This is a genomic window from Streptomyces sp. NPDC058459, assembly GCF_042721685.1.
GTDB lineage: Bacteria > Actinomycetota > Actinomycetes > Streptomycetales > Streptomycetaceae > Streptomyces.
Genome location: NZ_JBHXLV010000034.1, coordinates 1 through 17,395 on the forward strand (window position 1 = coordinate 1; position 17,395 = coordinate 17,395).

The window sequence follows — 17,395 nt, forward strand, 5'->3', positions numbered from 1 at the left end:
GGCGAAGGGGCCCTGGAACGGCCGATGTGAAAGGACCCCAAGGCAGGCGATCACGCGCTACGGCAGCTGCGCGGCCCGCGCCTCCCGGCGGTTGTCGCGGAAGTTGTTCACCCGGCGTGCCGTGGCGAACAGCGGGATCACCGCGCCCATGACCAGCTGGAGCGCGCAGCCCGCCTGGAGGAGGAGCTGTCCGCCCGGGGCGTCGAAGGCCCAGGCGGCCAGCAGCCCCATCGAGAGGACGATCCAGCCGAGCATGGCACCGGCCAGGTGGCCGCGCGGCTTCGGGTACTCGACCCGGCTCACCATCAGCCAGGCGGTGCCCAGGACGGCCAGCAGCGTGGCCGGGAAGGGCAGCTCAAGCAGCACGATCGAGACGACCGTCAGCGCGCCGAACGGCGAGGGCATGCCCTGGAACATGCCGTCCTTCAGCGTCACGCACGAGAACCGCGCGAGCCGCAGCACGACGGCGAGCAGCACCACGATCGCCCCGACCGCGGCCACCCGCTGGTGCGCGTCGTCCGCGACCATGCCGTAGACCAGGACGAAGTACGCCGGGGCCAGGCCGAAGCTGATCAGGTCGGAGAGGTTGTCCAGCTCCGCGCCCATCGGGGAGGAGCGCAGCTTGCGCGCCACCAGCCCGTCGAAGAGGTCGAAGACCGCCGCGCAGAGCATGAGGATGACCGCCGTGGCCGCGCTGTGGCGGGCCATGCCGGATTCCTGGCTGCCGGTGAGGTGCGGGATGAGGATGCCGGTGGTGGTGAAGTACACCGCCATGAAGCCGCAGGTCGCGTTGCCGAGCGTGAGGGTGTCCGCTATCGACAGGCGCATGGAGAGGGGCATCTCCTCCTCGTCGTCCGCCTCGTCTGCCTCGGGCACCCAGCCCGCCTGTGTCTCTGGATCAATCACGGTCAATGCGAGTCACCCCAGCCACGGTCTTCTGACCGACCTCGACCGCGACCTCCACGCCCTGAGGCAGATAGAGGTCGACACGCGAGCCGAAGCGGATCAGACCGATGCGGTCGCCCTGCTCCACCTTCGTGCCCTCAGGGATGTAGGGCACGATGCGACGGGCGACCGCGCCCGCGATCTGGATCATCTCGATGTCGCCGAGTTCGGTGTCGAAATGCCAGACTACGCGCTCGTTGTTCTCGCTCTCCTTGTTGAAAGCAGGAACAAAGCCGCCGGAGATGTGCTCGACCGACGTCACGGTGCCCGAGAGGGGCGCGCGGTTGACGTGGACATTGAGCGGGCTCATGAAGATGGCTACGCGGGTGCGGCCGTCCTTCCAGGGCATGATGCTCTGCACCACACCGTCGGCGGGCGAGATGACGCGGCCCGTGGCGATCTCGCGCTCGGGGTCGCGGAAGAACCACAGCATGCCCGCCGCGAGAGCGGTGACGGGCACGGCGACGGCCTTGGCGGCGCCCGAGCGGCGCGCCCGCGCCAGACTGAGGGCCGCGGTGGCGACGGTCGGGAGGAGCCACGGCGATGCTCCGCGCGCGAGGCGTACCCCGCCGGCTCGGCTGTCGCTGGGTGCAGAGGTTTGGCTGTGGGACATGGATGACCTTCGTAGCGGATGATGCCGCGCAATGACGGGGGACGGCGGCTTTCCGGGGATCGTACCGGGCGCGGGGCGCAACTGGGTAAGCCAGGAAGCCGAGTCGGCGGCCGAAGAGCGTCGACGGGGTGTGATCTTCTTCTCGGCGAAAACACCCCGTCTCGGGACAATCAGCCCTGGAACCGATACTCTTCGAGCAGTCGGCGGCCGATGATCATTTTCTGGATCTCGGCGGTACCCTCGCCGATCAGCAGCATCGGCGCCTCACGGTACAGGCGCTCGATCTCGTACTCCTTGGAGAAGCCGTAGCCGCCGTGGATGCGGAAGGCGTCCTCCACGACCTCCTTGCAGTACTCGGAGGCGAGGTACTTGGCCATTCCCGCCTCCAGGTCGTTTCGCTGCCCGGAGTCCTTTTTGCGTGCCGCGTTGACCATCATCGCATGCGCGGCCTCGACCTTGGTCGCCATCTCGGCCAGCTTGAACTGGATGGCCTGGTGCTGGGCGATCTGCTTGCCGAAGGTGTGGCGCTGCTGGGCGTACCGGACGCCCAGCTCGAACGCGCGCTGGGCGACACCGCAGCCACGGGCCGCGACGTTGACCCGGCCGACCTCGACGCCGTCCATCATCTGGTAGAAACCCCTGCCCGTGACGCCGCCGAGCACCCGGTCGGCGGGCACCCGCAGACCGTCCATGATCAGCTCGGTGGTGTCGACGCCCTTGTAGCCCATCTTGTCGATCTTGCCGGGGACGGTGAGACCGGGGCGTACCTCGCCGAACCCGGGCTCCTTCTCCACCAGGAACGTCGTCATGGACCTGTGGGGCGCGGTGCCCTCGGGGTGTCCTTCGTCACTCCGGACCAGCACGGCGACCAGCGAGGACGTGCCGCCGTTCGTCAGCCACATCTTCTGGCCGTCCAGGACGTACTCCTCGCCGTCCTTCACCGCCTTGGACGTGATGGCCGACACGTCCGAGCCGAGCGCCGGCTCCGACATCGAGAACGCGCCCCGGATGTCGCCCGCCGCCATTCGGGGCAGGAAGTGGTCCTTCTGCTCCCGCGTGCCGTGCTGCTTGAGCATGTACGCCACGATGAAGTGCGTGTTGATGATCCCGGAGACCGACATCCAGCCGCGCGCGATCTCCTCCACGCACAGCGCGTAGGTGAGCAGCGACTCGCCCAGACCCCCGTACTCCTCGGGGATCATCAGACCGAAGAGGCCCAGTTCCCTCAGGCCGTCCACGATCGCTTGCGGGTACTCGTCGCGGTGCTCCAGCTCGGTTGCGACCGGGATGATCTCCTTGTCCACGAAGTCGCGGACGGTGGAGAGGATCTCCTGCTGGATGTCCGTCAGACCTGCGGTCTGGGCGAGGCGCGCCATCTACTTCACCTGCTCCTTGAGCTCCGGGCGGCCGGGCTGCTCTCCGCCGCGCTCCTCGATGTACGTCTCGGTGGGCACCATGACCTTGCGGCGGAAGACGCACACCAGGGTGCCGTCCTGCTTGTAGCCCTTGGTCTCGACGTGCACGATCCCGCGGTCGTTCTTCGACTTCGACGGCCACTTGTCGAGCACGGTCGTCTCGCCGTAGACGGTGTCGCCGTGGAAGGTCGGCGCCACGTGCTTCAGCGACTCGATCTCCAGGTTGGCGATCGCCTTGCCGGACACGTCCGGCACCGACATGCCGAGCAGCAGCGAGTAGACGTAGTTGCCGACCACCACGTTCTTGCCGAAGTCGGTCGTGCTTCCGGCGTAGTTGGCGTCCAGGTGGAGCGGGTGGTGGTTCATGGTGAGGAGGCAGAAGAGGTGGTCGTCGTACTCGGTGACCGTCTTTCCGGGCCAGTGCTTGTACACCGCCCCGACCTCGAACTCCTCGTAGGTGCGCCCGAACTGCATGCTCACGCCTCCGGAATCTCGAACTTGGACGTCCGCCGCATCCCGGCCGCGCGGCCCTTGCCCGCGATGACCAGGGCCATCTTGCGGCTGGCCTCGTCGATCATCTCGTCCCCGAGCATCGCCGAACCCTTCCTTCCGCCCGCCTCGGAGGTGCAGTACTCGTAGGCGTCGAGGATCAGCTCGGCGTGGTCGTAGTCCTCCTGCGAGGGCGAGAAGACCTCGTTGGCCGCCTCCACCTGACCGGGGTGCAGCACCCACTTGCCGTCGAAGCCGAGGGCGGCGGCGCGGCCGGCCACCTCGCGGAAGCCGTCGACGTTCTTGATCTGGAGGTAGGGGCCGTCGATCGCCTGGAGGTCGTTGGCGCGGGCGGCCATCAGAATCCTCATCAGGATGTAGTGGTAGGCGTCCGCCGGATAGCCGGGCGGCTGCTCGCCCACGACCAGCGACTTCATGTTGATGGAGGCCATGAAGTCGGCCGGGCCGAAGATGATCGTCTCGACGCGCGGGGACGCCTGCGCGATCTCGTTGACGTTGTTGAGGCCCTGCGCGTTCTCGATCTGCGCCTCGATGCCGATCCGGCCGACCTCGAAGCCCATCGTCTTCTCGATCTGGGTGAGCAGCAGGTCGAGGGCCACGATCTGCTGGGCGTTCTGCACCTTGGGCAGCATGAGGCAGTCCAGGTTCGGGCCGGCGCCCTCGACCACCGTCACGACATCGCGGTACGTCCATTCGGTCGTCCAGTCGTTCACCCGCACGACCCGCGTCTTGCCCGTCCAGTCGCCCTCGTTCAGGAACTTGACGACGGTGTGCCGCGCCTCCGGCTTGGCGAGCGGCGCGCACGCGTCCTCCAGGTCCAGGAAGACCTGGTCGGCGGGCAGCCCCTGCGCCTTCTCCAGGAAGCGCGGGTTGCTCCCCGGCACCGCCAGACAGGAGCGGCGCGGACGCAGACGGTTGACAGTCATGCGGGGACCTCCAGGGGGTCGAGCTTGTTCGCTGTGCGGATCTCGTCGACGATACGGCCGATGATTCCGGTGATGTCGAAGTCCTTCGGGGTGAACACGGCCGCGACACCGGCCGACTTCAGCAGTTCGGCGTCGGCGCCCGGGATGATCCCGCCCGCGATCACCGGGATGTCGTGCGCCCCGGCCTCGCGCAGCCGGTCCAGCACGTCCGGCACCAGTCGGGCGTGCGAGCCGGACAGGATGGACAGGCCGACCGCGTGCACGTCCTCCGCGAGGGCCGCGTCCACGATCTGCTCCGGGGTCAGCCGGATGCCCTGGTAGACCACCTCGAACCCGGCGTCACGGGCGCGTACGGCGATCTGCTCGGCGCCGTTGGAGTGCCCGTCCAGGCCCGGCTTGCCGATCAGGAACCGCAGCTTGCCCACGCCCAGGTCGCGTGCGGTGGCGTCCACCCGGGCCCGCACCCCGGCCATCGCGGACCCCGCCTCGGCGGGCACCGCCACCGGGGCGGAGGAGACGCCGGTCGGCGCCCGGTACTCGCCGAACACCTCGCGCAGCGCCCCCGTCCACTCGCCGGTCGTGACTCCGGCGCGGGCGCACTCCAAGGTGGCCTCCATGAGGTTGGCGGTGCCCTTGGCTGCCTCCTTCAGCCTCTCCAGCGCCTTGCAGGGGCGCGGGTGGTTGAAGGGCGGCTGGTAGCGGGTGTCCCGCCAGGTGCCGAGCGCCGTGATCACCCGGTTCTCGACGGCCGGGTCGACCGTCTGGATCGGGGTGTCCAGGTCGGCGGTGAGCGGGTTGGGCTCGGTGGTCTCGAAGATGTTGACGCCGATGATCCTCTCGTCGCCGGACTCGATCCGCGCCCGCCGCTCGGCGTGCGAGGCCACCAGCCGGGCCTTCAGATAACCCGTTTCGACGGCGGCCATCGCGCCGCCCATCTCCTCGATCCGGGCCATCTCCGCGAAGGACTCGTCCACCAGGGCGGACACCTTCTCCTCGATGACGTGGCTGCCGGCGAAGATGTCCTCGTACTCCAGCAGGTCGCTCTCGTGGGCCAGCACCTGCTGGATGCGCAGCGACCACTGCTGGTCCCAGGGGCGGGGCAGGCCCAGCGCCTCGTTCCAGGCGGGCAGCTGCACGGCACGCGCGCGTGCGTCCTTCGACAGCGTCACGGCCAGCATCTCCAGCACGATCCGCTGGACGTTGTTCTCCGGCTGCGCCTCGGTCAGGCCGAGCGAGTTGACCTGGACGCCGTAGCGGAACCGGCGCTGCTCGGGGTCCTCGATGCCGTACCGCTCGCGGGTGACCCGGTCCCAGATGCGGCCGAACGCCCGCATCTTGCACATCTCCTCGACGAAGCGGACGCCCGCGTTGACGAAGAAGGAGATCCGGGCCACCACGTCGCCCATCCGCTCCTCGGGCACCTGGCCGGAGTCACGCACCGCGTCGAGCACCGCGATGGCGGTGGACATGGCGTACGCGATCTCCTGGACCGGCGTGGCGCCGGCCTCCTGGAGGTGGTAGCTGCAGATGTTGATCGGGTTCCACCTGGGGATGTGGGACACCGTGTACGCGATCATGTCGGTCGTCAGCCGGAGCGAGGGCCCCGGCGGGAAGACGTGCGTCCCGCGCGAGAGGTACTCCTTGACGATGTCGTTCTGGGTCGTGCCCTGGAGCCGGGTGATGTCCGCACCCTGCTCCTCGGCGACGACCTGGTAGAGCGCCAGCAGCCACATGGCGGTCGCGTTGATCGTCATCGAGGTGTTCATCTGGTCCAGGGGGATGTCCTGGAACAGCCTGCGCATGTCACCCAGGTGCGAGACGGGCACGCCGACCCGGCCGACCTCGCCGCGGGCGAGGATGTGGTCGGCGTCGTAGCCGGTCTGGGTGGGCAGGTCGAACGCCACCGACAGACCGGTCTGGCCCTTGGCGAGGTTGCGCCGGTACAGCTCGTTGGACGCCTCCGCCGTCGAGTGCCCGGCATAGGTCCGCATGAGCCACGGACGGTCCTTCTGACGCGCCTTGGGCGCCTGACGCTCTGTCACGGGTCGCTCCTCAGACGTTCCGGAAGCGGTTGATCGCGTCGATGTGCTCGGCGCGCAGCTCGGCGTCGCGGACGCCGAGTCCCTCCTCGGGGGCCAGGCACAGCACGCCGACCTTGCCCTGGTGGAGGTTGCGGTGCACGTCGTACGCGGCCTGGCCGGTGTCCTCCAGGGAGTACACCTTGGACAGCGTCGGGTGGATCCTGCCCTTGGCGATCAGGCGGTTGGCCTCCCACGCCTCGCGGTAGTTGGCGAAGTGGGAGCCGATGATGCGCTTGAGCGACATCCACAGATAGCGGTTGTCGTACTCGTGCATGTAGCCCGAGGTCGAGGCGCAGGTGGTGATGGTGCCGCCCTTGCGGGTGACGAAGACGCTCGCGCCGAAGGTCTCGCGGCCGGGGTGCTCGAAGACGATGTCGATGTCCTCGCCGCCGGTCAGCTCGCGGATGCGCTTGCCGAAGCGCTTCCACTCCTTGGGGTCCTGGGTCTGCTCGTCCTTCCAGAACTTGTAGCCCTCGGCGTTGCGGTCGATGATCGCCTCGGCGCCCATCGAGCGGCAGATGTCGGCCTTCTGGTCGCTGGAGACGACACAGACCGGGTTGGCGCCGCCCGCCAGCGCGAACTGGGTGGCGTACGAGCCGAGCCCGCCGCTCGCGCCCCAGATCAGCACGTTGTCGCCCTGCTTCATCCCGGCGCCGTTGCGGGAGACGAGCTGGCGGTAGGCGGTGGAGTTGACCAGGCCGGGGGCGGCGGCCTCCTCCCAGCTCAGGTGGTCCGGCTTCGGCATCAGCTGGTTGGACTTGACGAGGGCTATCTCCGCCAGCCCCCCGAAGTTGGTCTCGAAGCCCCAGATGCGCTGCTCGGGGTCGAGCATCGTGTCGTTGTGGCCGTCGGAGGACTCCATCTCGACGGACAGACAGTGCGCGACGACCTCGTCACCGGGCTTCCAGGCGTTCACGCCGGGGCCGGTGCGCAGGACGACGCCCGCGAGGTCCGAGCCGATGATGTGGTACGGCAGGTCGTGCCGCTTGGCCAGCTCGTTCGTGCGGCCGTAGCGCTCCAGGAACCCGAAGGTGGACAGCGGCTCGAAGATCGAGGTCCACACCGAGTTGTAGTTCACCGAGGAGGCCATGACGGCCACCAGGGCCTCGCCCGGACCCAGCTCGGGCAGCGGCACCTCGTCGAGGTGGGTGGACTTGCGCGGGTCCTTGTCGTGGGTCTCCAGGCCCGCGAACATCTCCGTGTCGTCCTTGTGCACGGTGATCGCGCGGTACGACTCGGGCAGCGGGATGGCGGCGAAGTCGGCGGACGTGGCGTCCTGCGACTGGATCGCGGTGAGGATGTCCTTGACGGTCACGGTATTGCCTCCGGCGGTGAGCGCCCTGAGGGAGGGGCGCTGGGGTTTCGTCGGTGCGGGAAGTGCGCTCGGGGGTGCGAGGGGTGTGCCGTCGGTCGACGGCTGATGCTTCGGCGGCGCTTTGTGGCGCGGGAGGTTGCCTGTGACGCAGGCGTCCGGACGCGCGAGCCGGGTGGCTCGCGGGGACAGCCGACGCGCGGGATCTCGCTACGCGCCGGCCCTCCGGACACTCCCAACGTATGACACCGCGTGTCAGGCGGCAAGGCACTGAGTGCCAGAACCTGCCCTCATATGAAATCTTTACGTAACAAATGAGCGATGATCGATCGAACGGGCCCCGGCAGACGCCGGAAAACGGGCCCGGACATGGCAGAACGGCCACCCCGGGGGGTGGCCGTCGTCACAGCGGGAGACGCGTGCTCAGCGCTCCTTGAGTGCCTGTTCGATGGTCCGCATGACCTCGTCCAGCGGGGCGTCGGTACGGGCGACCGTCACCAGCACCTCCCCGTGCGCGGAGACCGCCGCCGGAGCGGCCGTGGCGGCCGGGCTCCGGCCGGCGCCGATGCCGCTGCCGAAGGTACGGCGCACGATGGCGAAGGCATGGTCCAGCTGCGCCTCCACATCGCCCTGGCCGTCCGCCCGCAGCCAGCGCCGCAGCACGTGGTTGTGGGCGGTGACCACGGCGGAGGCGGCCACCTCGGCCAGCAGCGGGTCGTCGTTGGCGTCGTCGGCGTGCGCCCGCTCGTCGAAGTGGCCCAGCAGATAGCGGGTGAACAGGCGCTCGTAGCGGGCCACCGAGGCGATCTCCGCCTCCCGCAGTGTCGGCACCTCGCGGGTCAGCCGGTAGCGGGCCACCGAGATCTCCGGCTGGGCCGCGTACATCCGCATGACTTCCTTGATCCCGCGGCACACGGTGTCGAGCGGGTGCTCGTGCGCCGGGGCCGCGTTGAGCACCGCCTCGGCCCGGATCAGGGTGTCGTCGTGGTCGGGGAAGATCGCCTCTTCCTTGGAACGGAAGTGGCGGAAGAAGGTGCGCCGCGCGACCCCGGCCGCCGCCGCGATCTCGTCCACCGTGGTCGCCTCGTACCCCTTGGACGCGAAGAGCTCCATCGCGGCGGCCGCCAGTTCCCGGCGCATCTTCAGCCGCTGGGCGGCGGCGCGACCGCCCACCGCCCTCTCCGGGGCGTCGGAGGCGGCGGATGTACGTGAGGACCTGACGGGCTGGGACATGACCCGAACGTACTGCATGGACGCCCCGCCACGCGCGGGTGCCGGGAAGCCCTCGTCCCCGGAGCGGGCGGGGGCCCGGCCGGGCGGGGCGAGGCCGCCCGGTTCGAGCAGCCCGCCCCACTCCGGGCCGTCCCGGAGACCGTCGCCGTCAGCGGCGGGCATACTCGCGGAAGCCCCGGCCGGTCTTGCGGCCGAGGCAGCCCGCCGCCACCAGGTGCTCCAGCAGCGGCGCGGGAGCGAGCCCCGGGTCGCGGAACTCGCGGTGCAGCACCTTCTCGATGGCCAGCGAGACATCGAGACCGACCACGTCCAGCAGTTCGAACGGGCCCATCGGGTAGCCGCCGCCCAGCCGCATCGCCGCGTCGATGTCGTCCAGCGTCGCGTAGTGCTCCTCGACCATCTTGACCGCGTTGTTCAGGTACGGGAACAGCAGCGCGTTCACGATGAAGCCGGCCCGGTCGCCGCAGTCCACCGGGTGCTTGCCGAGGCGGGCGCAGACCTCGCGGACGGTGGCGTGGGTGTCGTCGGCGGTGAGGACCGTGCGCACCACCTCCACCAGCTTCATCGCCGGGGCCGGGTTGAAGAAGTGCATGCCGATCACGTCCTGCGGGCGCGAGGTGGCGCGGGCGCAGGCCACGACGGGCAGCGAGGAGGTGGTGGTGGCCAGGACCACGCCCGGCCTGCACACCTTGTCCAGCGCCTGGAAGAGCTGGAGCTTGACGTCAAGATCCTCCGCGACCGCCTCCACGGCCAGGTCCACGTCCGCGAACGACTCGTAGCCGCCCGCCGGGGTGATCCGCTCCAGGACCCCGGCTGCCGTCTCGGCGGTCAGCCGGCCCTTGGTGACCGAGCGGTCCAGCGACCTGCCGACGCGCGCCCTGGCCGCCTGCGCCTTCTCCTCGGTGCGGGCCGCGAGGACCACCTCGAACCCGGCCTTGGCGAACACCTCGGCGATGCCCGACGCCATCGTGCCGGACCCGGCCACGCCCACCGAGCGCACCGTACGGCCCGCCGTCGCGGCGCCGCCGGGCGCCGGGGTGAGGGCGTCCGGGACGGTCTCGGCGCTACCGGGAGCCGCGTAGGTGTAGAAGCCGCGCCCCGCCTTGCGGCCGGTCAGGCCCGCCTGGCTGAGCTGCTTCAGGATCGGCGTGGGGGCGTGCAGCCGGTCGCCGGACTCGGTGTACATCGCCTCCAGGACCCGGCGGGCGGTGTCCACCCCGATCAGGTCCAGCAGGGCCAGCGGGCCCATCGGCAGACCGCAGCCCAGCCGCATCGCCGCGTCGATGTCCTCGCGGGAGGCGTACCGCGCCTCGTACATCGCGGCGGCCTGGTTCAGATAGCCGAACAGCAGGCCGTCGGCGACGAATCCGGGACGGTCGCCGACCGCGACCGGCTCCTTGCCCAGCTCGACCGCGAGGTCGGTGACGGCGGTGACGGCCTGCGGCGCGGTCAGCACCGAGGACACGATCTCGACCAGCTTCATCGCCTGCACCGGGTTGAAGAAGTGCAGGCCGAGGACGCGCTCGGGGCGGTGCGAGCCGGCGGCGAGCCGGGTGACCGACAGCGCGTTGGTGCCGGTGGCGAGGATCGTCTCCGGCCGCACCACCCGGTCCAGTTCGGAGAGGATCTGCTGCTTGATCTCGTACGACTCCGGGGCCACCTCGATCACGAGGTCGGCGTCGGCCGCCGCCGCGAGGTCGGTCGAGGTGGTGACCCGGTCCAGGACGGCGGCGCGCTCGGGCCCGGTGAGCCGGCCGCGTTCGACGGCTCGGGCGGTGGAGTCCTCCAGCGCCTGGACGCACTTGACGGCCTGCGCGGCGTCGATGTCGATGCCGACGACCTCGCGGCCGGCCCTCGCGAGGACCTCGGTGATACCGGTGCCCATGGTGCCGAGGCCGATCACGGCGACCGTCCGGAGCGGGGAGGGAGGGGTGTGGGACAGGGGAGTGGCCATCGCGGAACTCCAGGAAGAGGGGGTGACGACGAGGGAACGCGCCGGACGCGTGAGCACACGCGCGGGGCGCGGGGATGCGGGTGTCGCCGGGCCGCGAAGCGCATACGCCCGGCGCCGTCTCTGCGGGCGCGCACACGCCCGGGACGGTCCAACTTGCCGACCGGCCCTGTCCCGGAGCCGGGTCGTGCTCTCGACGGTTGCGTCACCAGACCGTCGCCAGCCGAAGCGCGAGTGGGTAACTCGCTCGTCTGAGCTTAACCAGCGAGTAACGAGCGCGCCAGTGGCCGAAGCCAACTCGCTTTGTGATGTACCTCCCTCAGTCGTCACCACACGCCTACGCTGGGTACGTGGACGAAGAGTTGCGAGTGCTCACCGAGCGCGTACGGCAGGAGTCGCGGGGCGGGGCCGCGTACGAGAGGCTGGTGGGCACCGGGGACCACGACGAGCTGGCCGGCGTACTCGTCGCGCCCGGACAGCCGCTGTGGGCAAGGGAGTTGGCCGCGTACCGGCTCGGAGTCGCCGGGGACCGGCGGGCGTTCGAGTCCCTGGTGCTGCTCCTCAACCACCGCGACCCGCCCCGCTGCGCCGCTGCCGCCGAGGCGCTGGCCGCCCTCGGTGACCCGCGCACCGCCCGCGCGGCCGCCGCCCTCGCCACCAACGAACTCCGCGTCGCCTACGCCCTCCAGCCCGTACGCCTCCTCGTCCGGCTGCGCGCACCCGAGTCGGTCCCGGCCCTCATCACCACCCTCGAACGCCGCCTCCGCCCCCACGACCCCTACCGCCGTGTCGCCCTCGCCTGCGTCGACGGCCTCGGCCTGCTGGCCGACGTGAGAGCCAAACGCGTCCTCACCGAGGCCCTGGCCCACCCGGCCCTGGCGGATGCGGCGATGACGGCACTGGGCCGCATCCCGCGTCAGCAGCGGCGGAGTTGAGACCTCACATACCGCACCTCCGGCACCGACGCGCCGTCCTCGGCGCCGTCCGGCCGGAATCCCGCCCGCTCGTAGAAGCGGCGGGCGCGGGTGTTGTCCCGCAGGACCCGGACCAGCACGCGGGGCCGGCCCGCGGTGCACGCGAGGGCCTCGGCGAGGAGGACCCGGCCGACGCCGGTCCCGATGTGCGCGGGATCGGCGTAGAGCGCGTACAACTCGGCGTCCCCGGTGCGGATCTCATGCCGCCAGCCCGTCACGCGGATCTCGGCCACACGGTCGCAGTCGGAGAGGGCCATCGGCCGGACGGTGAGGGTGCTCATGGCGGGAAGCCTAAGGAGGGGCGGCGGCCGGCGTCCCTGGATTTTCCGCTGCCCGCCGGAAGTGGCGGGCACCGGAGGGGACGTCAGCGGCGGAAGCCCAGCAGCCCGTGGAGGGCCGAGCCCTTCGAGGCGGCCGGGGCCGTCTTCGTGTCCAGGGGTTTCGGGGCGGGGGACTTCTCGCAGACCGCGTCCACCTCGCCCCGGCCTCTGGGGACCGTGCCGTCGGTGAGGTAGGCGGTCAGATGGCCGTCCAGGCACGAGTTGCCGGTGAGGGTGAGGCCGTGGTTGCCGCCGCCCTGTTCGACCACGAGGCTGGAGCGGGCCAGGAGGCGGTGGGTCATGAGGCCGCCGGAGTAGGGGGTGGCCGCGTCGTCCGTCGCCTGGAAGAGCAGGGCCGGGGGGAGTTGGCCGTTCGCGATGTCGACCGGCTGCCGAGGGGGCGTGGGCCAGAACGCGCAGGGCGCGTTGTACCAGGCGTTGTTCCAGGTCATGAAGGGCGACTTGCGGTGCGCCGCCCAGGTCTCCCGCGACCAGCGGCGCCAGTCGCGCGGCCAGGGCGCGTCCCGGCACTGGACGGCGGTGTAGACGCTGTAGTTGTTGTCGCCGCCCGCGTCTACGGCGGCGAATTTCTCGTACGCCCGCTCCAGCGGCCCGGTGTCCTTGTCGTGGACCCAGGAGGCGAGGGCCTGGGCGAGGTAGGGCCAGTAGCCGTCGTAGTAGCCGCCCGGCAGGTAGGTGTCCTCCAGCTCGGCGGCGCCGACCTTGCCGCCCGCCGGGTCCTTCGCCAGCGCGGCCCGCAGCGCGTACCAGTCGGCCTCGACCGCCGCGGGGTCGGTGCCCAGGCCGTACGCCTCGTCGTGCGCGGCGATCCACGCCATCAGGGCCTTGTGGCGGGCGTCGAAGGCGTGGTCCTGGGTGAGGTTGTCCTCGTACCAGACGCCGGCCGGGTTCACGATCGAGTCCAGCACCAGCCGGTGCACCCGCGCCGGGAAGAGCCTCGCGTAGACCGTGCCCAGGTAGGTGCCGTAGGAGTAGCCGAGGTAGCTGAGCCGCTCGGCGCCCAGGGCCTCGCGGACGGACTCCAGGTCGCGGGCGGCGGAGACGGTGTCGATGTACGGCAGCAGGTCCGCGTGCGCCTTGCCGCAGGCGGCGGCGAAGGACCGCACCCGGTCCAGGTTCCGCCGCGCCAGCTCGGGGGTGGCCGGGACGGTGTCCGGGCGTACCGGCGCGAAGTGGTCCGGGACGCAGTTCAGCGCCGGGGTGCTCTTGCCGACGCCGCGCGGGTCGAACCCGATGACGTCGTACCGTGCGGCCACCTTCGCGGGCAGCGCGGAGGCGACGAACCCGGCCAGCGCGAGCCCGCTGCCCCCGGGGCCGCCGGGGTTGACCAGCAGGGGGCCCTGGGAGGTCTTGGCGGTGTGCGGTACGCGGGACAGGGCGAGGGTGATCTGCCGCCCGGCGGGCCGCGCGTGGTCCAGCGGGACCTTCAGGGACGCGCACTGGAGGGTCGGGTGGTCGCCGGTGCCGCAGTCCTTCCAGCTCAGGGCCGGCGCGGCGGGTGCGGGGGCGGGGGCGGCCTGGACGGGTACGGCGCCGGCCGAGGCCGCCAGCAGGACGGCCGTCGCGCCCAGTACGGCTGCGCGTGTTCTCATGCGTGGGCACTCCACGGGACGGAGGATGGCGCGGACCGCGCGGGCCGCGGTCCTCGCGGCATCGTCCCTGCGCGCCCCGCCGTGGGAGCCCGTCCGTCCCGTACTTGACCCGAACGGGTCGCCGGATGCCCTCGTACGCGCTCACCTCAGGGTGAGCTGTGTCGGCTTCCGCTCCGCCCGGCCGCTCGACGGGCCGGGCCGGGCGGATGCGCCGGGTCTCGCCCGGCCCGATGCCGTACTCCCGGGCCGGCTCGTGCACCCGGCGGGTGACCCGGCGCTGGTACCAGGTCGGGGCGTAGGAGCCGCCCGCGTACAACCGCTCGTACCGGGTCACCAGGTGCGGGTGGTGCCGGGCCGGCCAGCTCATGAACCACTCCCGCGCGCCGGGCCGCGGATGCCGCACCAGCCGGGTCACCGAGGTGGCCCCGGACTCCGCGACGGCGCGCACGGTGTCGCGGAGCTGGCCGGGCCGGTCGCTGGGGAACGGGATCACCAGCCTCAGTTGCACCGCTCGCTTCACAGATGGTCCGCACGGAAGACGTAGATCCTGTTCTCACCGAGGCCGAAGCCCGCGGGTGGGCCACCACTGACACGAATGCCGCAGCGGCTGGCGGGCCCGTCCCGGTGCAGGCACGGACATCCCTGATCCGGGCAGACAGTTCGCTGACTGCATCCTGACAACAACTTCACCATTGTGCGCGAGTGTGCCTCTCACCATCACCGGTCCGCCAGGAGGCATTTGATGAAGCTTGACGCTCGAAGTCTGATATTCGCGGGGGTGTTGACCGTCGGGGCAACGGGGGTGGGGAGCCCTGCTCACGCAGCCGGTGCGCCGGTTGCCGATCTCCGCAGCAACGACGGCACGCAGGCGGGAGTGCCTGCATTGTTCCTGGCCAACATCGACGACGACGCAGGTGTCTGCAAGGCGCGTGCCAAAAAAATCGTTGCTGACTCCGCCGCGGACGAGGCCGCCGACACCGAGAGCTACGACGCCGAAGAGAAAGTCCTGCGCAAGGAGTTCGAGGGCAAGGACGCCGCCGGCCAGGCCGAGGTGCAAAAGAAGTGGGACGAGCTCCAACGGACCCATCGCCTGAACCAGTACCGCACCGACAAGCAACTCGCCGCGTGCAACGACGCCGCCGACACCGTGGTCAACGGTGTCCGGGATCAGGCGGATCTCGCACGTCTGCATGTCGGGCGCTGGGTCGCCGCACCCGACTCCGCGACCGGAACCGTCACCGTGCCGGACAGCGTGGCCGCCCATGTGAACCTGTTCGTCAAGCGGTCGAAGACCACCGCGCCGCTGGGTTGGGAGCTGATCACTCCGGACACCAGGCTGACCGCCCACGAGCTCCGTAACGGCGTCGAAATCGGTATCGAGGGCCGGGACATCGTGCGCGACTCCGCTGTCTGGGACGGCAAGGTCACCGTGCGACTCACGGTCACCGCAGACGGGCGCAGCACCTCTGGGACCGTCGCGCTCAAGCAGGCACCGGTACTCACTCAGCTCAACACCCAGCGGCTGCAGGAGGTGTCGGTCGCCGCCCCGCTGTCACAGAAGGCCTCCGGCACCGGTACCGCCTCGCACACGGCCGGCAGAGACCTTACCGAGGTCCGCCTCGCGGCCAAGCTGGGATCGGGCCGCAAGGGCGCCGGCCGCACGCTCGGCGAGGGCCTCGCGAAAGCCCTCAAGTCCGCGAAAGGCAAGGCTCTCCTCAAGGCACTCGGCGGCGAGCCGTTGGACGACAGCCAGGACGCGTACGACAGCGCCATCGACGCAGCCGTGAAGGCCAATGGGCTCAAGCCCCTGCGGCACGTCGATACGGCCGGCGACCAGTGGATCCAGGACGTCTTCGAACCCGCCTACCAGTCGATCCCCGGACCCGACGGAAAGCCCCGCGGGATGCGTGTGCTGATCCCGTCGGTCAACATCGACAAGCACGCCGGGTCTCGTTCCGTCTTCACTGAGTTCGTGGGCCCCGACGTGGCCGGTGCTCTCATCGAGCACGCCCCGGACGACGCCGAGAACACGAGCTACGACTCGATGGGCAATCTGGAGGCGATCCCCCCGCGCCCCGGCTTCCCCGCCGGACAGGTCATTGTCGGGGGCGAACCCGGACAGAAGCGCAAGGGGCCGGCTGCGGAGATGCTCACCTTTCTGCGCTCCCAGGGCGTGCAGAAGCCGATCTCCCTCGACACCTCCTGGCTGACAGTCGGGCATGTCGATGAGTTCATCCAGTTTTTGCCGGCGCCGGGAACTCCGCGCGGCTGGCGCGCCGTCGTGGCCGATCCGCGCGCCGGAATGGAACTTCTCCAGGACGCGAAGAAAGCCGGTCAGTCGGGGCAGCCCCTGCTCAGCGGCATGTCCGGACTCGAGGAGCCGTACGACCAGATCGTGGACCGGCGCAACATCGACGAGTTCCTCGCCGATCCGCAGTTCGTCCGCGTCAACGAGCGCAGTGCGCAGAAGATCGACGCCAACCTCACCACCCTGAAGCAGCAGGCGGGCCTCACCGACGCAGATATCGTGCGGGTCCCCACCTTGTTCACCGCACGCTCAATCGACTACCTCTTGCTGCAGAGCGCCATTACTCAGATGGAACCTGGCGAGGAGAAGACGAAGGCCGAAGCCGAGCTGGCCGCCATGAACCAGGTCGTTGCGCTTGTCCCGGACACGGTCAACGGCCTGGTACTGAACCACCACGACTACCTGGCACCCACCCCTCACGGGCCAGTGATCAACGGCAAGGACGTCTTCACCGACGCCATCGACAAGGCGTTCGGTGGCATCGGCTATAAGGTCCGCTACGTGGAGGAATTCCTCTTCGTACACACCTGGGAGGGTGAGATCCACTGCACGACCAACTCACTGCGCGACGTCTTCGCAGCCGACCAGCGCTGGTGGAGGCAGCTTCCGGACCAGAACGGCTCCGTCAAGCCGTAGAACTCCTGAGCTTGTCCTGAAATATGACCGCTGCTGCTGCGTCGGTCACAGGCGCTTCGTTGTGCGGTCGCGCAGCAGCAGCCACTGACTCGCGGCGGTGTCGCCCGGCCGCGCAGCCGGTCCACGCAGCAGCACGGCGTAAGCCGTCCTCTCCGTCTTGCCCGGGTCGGCATGCCGGCCTGGCCGCTCCGGAGCAGGGAATGACTTCGTCATGCCTTTCCAGGCCTTGTCCGCGTTCGGAGTGCTGAGCATCGCCCCTCCTGGGCTCAACAGGGTCATGCGGTGAAGTACGCGCACGCGTGCGAGCGGCCCCGGTACGGGTTCACCGTCCATTCGAACGGCATCCGGGACGCGCCCGGCACCCGGTTCGGGTTCGAGCGGGCCCGGACCTCGTGGAGGGTGAGGCCCTGAACTCGGGCGTGTCGAAGGTGCGGGTGACGACGGCGTGCGCGCCGAACAGCGCGCCGTCGGGGGTCCGGCCGTGACCACCGGACTCGTCGGTCAGGTTCCCCAGCACATGACGCCTCCTCGGTAGCTCGTCCCCCAGAATAGAACATC

General features: G+C 70.2%; 14 protein-coding genes and 1 pseudogene. 2 read left to right on the forward strand and 13 right to left on the reverse strand.

Translation table 11 applies throughout. The features are described from left to right. Positions 1-57: 57 nt before the first annotated feature. The 9 genes from pssA to ACFWN1_RS09655 all read right to left on the reverse strand — a co-directional run bounded on the left by pssA (position 58) and on the right by ACFWN1_RS09655 (position 10,989). Complete coding sequence (gene pssA, locus ACFWN1_RS09615; RefSeq protein ID WP_384359560.1) at positions 58-876, reverse strand: CDP-diacylglycerol--serine O-phosphatidyltransferase; 819 nt, start codon at positions 874-876, stop codon at positions 58-60. 22 nt (positions 877-898) lie between these two features. Next, positions 899-1,558 carry a phosphatidylserine decarboxylase gene (locus ACFWN1_RS09620; protein ID WP_384359561.1) on the reverse strand — a complete coding sequence of 220 codons (660 nt, stop codon included), beginning with the start codon at positions 1,556-1,558 and terminating at the stop codon, positions 899-901. 170 nt (positions 1,559-1,728) lie between these two features. Then, positions 1,729-2,934, reverse strand: a complete 1,206-nt coding sequence (locus tag ACFWN1_RS09625; protein WP_384359562.1) for an acyl-CoA dehydrogenase family protein — start codon at positions 2,932-2,934, stop codon at positions 1,729-1,731. Further along, positions 2,935-3,447, reverse strand: a complete 513-nt coding sequence (locus tag ACFWN1_RS09630; protein WP_384359591.1) for a MaoC family dehydratase — start codon at positions 3,445-3,447, stop codon at positions 2,935-2,937. Between the two features lie 2 nt (positions 3,448-3,449). Then, the gene (locus ACFWN1_RS09635; protein ID WP_384359563.1) at positions 3,450-4,409 is read right to left on the reverse strand and encodes an HpcH/HpaI aldolase/citrate lyase family protein; all 960 of its coding nucleotides are present in this window, start codon (positions 4,407-4,409) and stop codon (positions 3,450-3,452) included. Then, a complete protein-coding gene (locus tag ACFWN1_RS09640; protein WP_384359564.1) occupies positions 4,406-6,451 on the reverse strand; it encodes a protein meaA in 2,046 nt (681 codons plus the stop codon). Before ACFWN1_RS09640 ends, ACFWN1_RS09635 begins: the two co-directional genes overlap by 4 nt. 10 nt (positions 6,452-6,461) lie before the next feature. Further along, the gene (gene ccrA / locus ACFWN1_RS09645; RefSeq protein ID WP_384359565.1) at positions 6,462-7,805 is read right to left on the reverse strand and encodes a crotonyl-CoA carboxylase/reductase; all 1,344 of its coding nucleotides are present in this window, start codon (positions 7,803-7,805) and stop codon (positions 6,462-6,464) included. A 420-nt stretch (positions 7,806-8,225) separates the two neighbouring features. Further along, the gene (locus ACFWN1_RS09650; protein ID WP_384359592.1) at positions 8,226-9,035 is read right to left on the reverse strand and encodes a TetR family transcriptional regulator; all 810 of its coding nucleotides are present in this window, start codon (positions 9,033-9,035) and stop codon (positions 8,226-8,228) included. 148 nt (positions 9,036-9,183) lie between these two features. Beyond that, positions 9,184-10,989 carry a 3-hydroxyacyl-CoA dehydrogenase family protein gene (locus ACFWN1_RS09655; RefSeq protein WP_384359566.1) on the reverse strand — a complete coding sequence of 602 codons (1,806 nt, stop codon included), beginning with the start codon at positions 10,987-10,989 and terminating at the stop codon, positions 9,184-9,186. Between the two features lie 347 nt (positions 10,990-11,336). Here ACFWN1_RS09655 and ACFWN1_RS09660 point away from each other — a divergent pair, with 347 nt between their 5' ends. Next, positions 11,337-11,921: an adenylosuccinate lyase gene (locus tag ACFWN1_RS09660; RefSeq protein WP_384359567.1), complete on the forward strand. Its 585-nt coding sequence runs from the start codon at positions 11,337-11,339 to the stop codon at positions 11,919-11,921. Here the strand turns inward: ACFWN1_RS09660 and ACFWN1_RS09665 are convergent. Next, on the reverse strand, positions 11,903-12,241 hold the full coding sequence (locus ACFWN1_RS09665) for a GNAT family N-acetyltransferase (protein WP_384359568.1): 339 nt from the start codon (positions 12,239-12,241) through the stop codon (positions 11,903-11,905). The two genes, ACFWN1_RS09660 and ACFWN1_RS09665, sit on opposite strands and share 19 nt — an antisense overlap. 83 nt (positions 12,242-12,324) lie before the next feature. After that, positions 12,325-13,893: an alpha/beta hydrolase gene (locus ACFWN1_RS09670; protein WP_384359569.1), complete on the reverse strand. Its 1,569-nt coding sequence runs from the start codon at positions 13,891-13,893 to the stop codon at positions 12,325-12,327. 742 nt (positions 13,894-14,635) lie between these two features. Here ACFWN1_RS09670 and ACFWN1_RS09675 point away from each other — a divergent pair. After that, positions 14,636-16,837 carry a protein-arginine deiminase family protein gene (locus ACFWN1_RS09675; RefSeq protein WP_384359570.1) on the forward strand — a complete coding sequence of 734 codons (2,202 nt, stop codon included), beginning with the start codon at positions 14,636-14,638 and terminating at the stop codon, positions 16,835-16,837. 45 nt (positions 16,838-16,882) lie between these two features. On the opposite strand, the gene ACFWN1_RS09680 is transcribed toward ACFWN1_RS09675, so the two are convergent. Beyond that, complete coding sequence (locus ACFWN1_RS09680) at positions 16,883-17,089, reverse strand: hypothetical protein (protein WP_384359571.1); 207 nt, start codon at positions 17,087-17,089, stop codon at positions 16,883-16,885. A gap of 35 nt (positions 17,090-17,124) precedes the next feature. Continuing rightward, positions 17,125-17,351 (reverse strand): annotated as a pseudogene (locus tag ACFWN1_RS09685) (radical SAM protein); the annotation flags it as partial. Positions 17,352-17,395 lie beyond the last annotated feature (44 nt).